This is a genomic window from Scytonema hankhaensis NUACC26 (genome assembly GCF_045865695.1).
In the GTDB taxonomy this organism is placed as follows: domain Bacteria; phylum Cyanobacteriota; class Cyanobacteriia; order Cyanobacteriales; family Nostocaceae; genus Scytonema.
This window is the reverse complement of the sequence record NZ_BAACAP010000014.1, coordinates 1-3,397: the sequence shown is the minus strand read 5'-3', so window position 1 is coordinate 3,397 and position 3,397 is coordinate 1. Positions and strand designations below refer to the sequence as shown.

General features: G+C 40.8%; 2 protein-coding genes and 1 pseudogene. All 3 read left to right on the top strand.

What is annotated here, in order from left to right; all coding sequences use genetic code 11:
• Positions 1 to 1,350: thioesterase domain-containing protein (locus ACKTT2_RS00170; protein WP_407882767.1), on the top strand; the 1,350-nt coding region annotated here is incomplete at its 5' end.
• A gap of 66 nt (positions 1,351 to 1,416) precedes the next feature.
• Positions 1,417 to 2,595 (top strand): hydroxymethylglutaryl-CoA lyase-like TIM-barrel protein, encoded by a 1,179-nt coding sequence (locus ACKTT2_RS00165; RefSeq protein WP_407882765.1) that lies wholly within the window; start codon positions 1,417 to 1,419, stop codon positions 2,593 to 2,595.
• Positions 2,596 to 2,636: 41 nt separating this feature from the next.
• Positions 2,637 to 3,397, top strand: a pseudogene (locus tag ACKTT2_RS00160) (ABC transporter family protein); the annotation flags it as partial.

Sequence of the window (3,397 nt, the reverse complement as noted above, 5' to 3'; positions counted from 1 at the left end):
GTTGTCACCTTATATAAAACTGAGAGCAACCAGAGTTTAATTGCCTATGTAACGGGAATTACCACAGATTTATCTACCCAATTAAAAAACGAGCTCAAATCCCGTCTACCGGATTACATGGTACCTGCTCATATCGTGGTACTAGATAAGTTGCCTTTAACTCCCAATGGCAAAATTGACCGTAAAGCTTTACCTGCTCCCAATGGCGGTGTTGAAGACTTATATGAAGCCCCACGCAACGAAGTTGAGAAACAACTAGCACAGGTATGGTCTGCTGTACTCGAACGTCAAGAAATTGGGATTCATAATAACTTTTTCGACTTGGGAGGTCATTCTTTATTGGCAATGAAATTACTCAATAATATTGAACTGGTGTTTGGGCAACAACTTTCCTTAAGCAGTTTATTTCAGAACCCGACTATTGCTCAACTGGCACAACAACTTTATCATACTCAGGCTCACCAGTCCCATCCCGATTTACTGTCTCTCCAACCTGGTGACTGGTCACTGGTCACTGGTCACTGGGGAGATGCAGCTCCTCTATATTGTCTTCCTGGCGCAAATGGTCACGGTTTCTACTTTCGAGATTTGGCAATAAATTTAGGAACTGAACGACCAGTGTATGGACTCGAAACACCAGGAAGAGATGGACTTAGCCCACTCCCAGACTCAGTAGCAGCTCATGCGAGTCAACTCATTGAGTTATTACGCCAACAGCAAGCTAAGAGTCCATACATACTAGCAGGATACTCTTCGGGTTGTGCTGTTGCTTTTGAAATGGCTTCCCAATTGGAACAGCAAGGTGAAAAGGTGAGTTTACTGGCTATCTTTGACGCTGGACTGGTTTCTCACCCTAGGTATTTAACTGATAGAGCAGATCTTGATTGGATTTGGCAAACAATTCAACGGATTGAAGCCTTAAAAGGGGTTTCTTTAGGACTGAAATACGATGATTTAGCAGATCAACCCAATGACCAAGCTCGTTGGGACAAAGCAGCAGAGTATTTATACCGTCATAATATCCTACCAGAACACTCAACCCTATCTTTACTTAAAACTAATATGAAAGTGATGAAAACGTTGACGCTCAATTACGCAAATTATCAGCCTAATTATCGAATTTCTGCCCCCATTATTTTATTCCGCGCTCAAGAAGTTCATGAGATTCTTTTACAAGAACTCCAAGCTATTTCTGATTACGATCTACCGGATTGGGGATGGCAATTTCATACTCAAAAGCCTGTCAAGGTGATATCTGTACCTGGAAACCACGGTCTAATGCTTTATGAAGCCAATGTAAAAATATTAGCCACAGAATTACAGGTGGCAATGGTAGATGGAGCAGGGTAGAAATTAACTCAAATCCAGAGTATCACTTATGAAAAAGTAAGCCCCTCAATTTATTGGTGTAAAACAATGGAAACCCTTTCTCTCAAAATTTCTGATGAAACCCTGCGGGATGGAGAACAACAAGCAGGTATTTTCTTCTCTTATTCAACCAAACAAAAACTTGCCCATTTGATTGCCCAAACCGGAGTTCATGGACTTGCCATCATGCCCAGTGTCTGCGAACAAGAAGAAGAGCTAGTCAAATCATTAGTATCAGAGGGATTAGATAGTTTGATTGCTGCTTCTACTTTAATGGGAAAGCAGCACATCGATCGCGCCAAAAGCTACGGAGTTAAGCGCATCATCCTGTTCCATGCCGTTTCTGACCGATTGCTGTTTCTGCGAGACCCCCAGCTCCGCTTTATGAGAGAGTTCAAAGGGAAAACCATTGATGATGGCATTTCAACTGAGGTCATTAATAGAATCCGCCAAAATGCTATTGATGTAATTGTGGAAAATTTGCACTATGCCACAAGGGTCGCTGGACTTAGAGTAGACTTTGCCGCCGAAGATGCTTCCAGAGCCGATTTTGACTTTTTGGTGCAATGTATCCGCTCATGCAGTCCTTATATCGAACACTTCTTGCTCTGCGATACAGTAGGAATTCTGAGTCCAGAAAAGAGCTATATTTGGGTTAACGACCTGCTCCAATCCACTATAGGAGTCGCTTTTGGAGTCCACTATCACAATGATATGGGCATGGCTCTCGAAAATACCCTCCAGTCCCTTATGGCGGGAGCGACTTTAGTATCGGGTACATTTGGCGGTATTGGGGAGCGAGCCGGAAATGTTGCCATCGAGCAAGTTTTAAATGGGTTGCAAGTCCGTTTCGGAATTGAAGTCAGCGGAATTAACTATGACGCTCTCGTCGTCGTAACCGATCTTATTGAGAAACTGGGGATTCGTCCCGCTCCCCCTTACTCTCAAGCTGCTCAAAGCCACGAATCAGGTATCCATGTCAATTCTTTGTTTTCCGATCCCAACAGCTATGCAGCATTCCCTTATAATACGATAGATGTTGTCTTTGGCAAATGGAGTGGAGTCAGTAATTTCCAGTATCTATTTGAAAAGAAATTGCACAATCCTCAACCGAGAGAGCAATATGAGAAAATGCGCTCCGCGATTAAATCTCTTGCTACCGAACAAGAACGCTATTTTACAGCCAACGAGGTGTTAGAGTTATGGGAAAATGGTGTCTTTGAATAATCCATAGCTCAGCCTCAAGAATCTAAATGAATTTTTAAGATATGCAGTCTACAAGTTTTCTTGATAAAACCTCAACGAATGATTCTTCTCCAAGTATTAATCAATTTTGGGAGAATGTGAGAGCGATCGCCGGACCTTACTGGTATCCAACAGAGGCAAGAGGAAGAGCATTTTCTGACGTGATTCGTTCATGGTTAATGCTCATTCTCCTGATATTATTAATCGTCGCCCTTGTGGCTGTAACTGCCTTTAATAGCTTTGTTAATCGCTATTTGCTCGATATCATCGTTGAAGAGAAAGATTTAACTAAATTGGTTAATACTTTATGGGTTTACGGTGGTGCCCTTGTTTGCGTAACTCTCTTAGTAGGATTTTCTAAATTTGTTAGAAAACAAATTGCTCTTGATTGGTATCAATGGCTAAATAATTCTATTTTGGAAAAATATTTGAGCAATCGTGCTTATTATAAAATCAACTTTAAATCCGATGTTGATAATCCCGATCAACGAATATTTAATTGCTGTTTACTTGGCTCAAGAATTGAATAAAATTAATCAAGAGGAACTCGAATTTGAAGCAGATTATACTTACAGCCTGACTCATGTTCGCAATCACGCTGAATCAATAGCTTTTTTTCAGGGAGAAAAAAAAGAAGTAAATATAATTCAGCGAAGATTTTATAATATTATTCAAAGTACTAAACGCAAGATTAATTGGGAGAGAACTCAGGATATTTTTAACAGAGGATATCAGGCGGCTATCCAAATATTCCCATTTATAGTATTCGGACCTTTACAGATTA

Bases quoted from the DNA above. Each gene is read 5' to 3' on its own strand.
- ACKTT2_RS00165 (WP_407882765.1), top strand. From the start codon at position 1,417: ATGGAAACCCTTTCTCTCAAAATTTCTGATGAAACCCTGCGGGATGGA.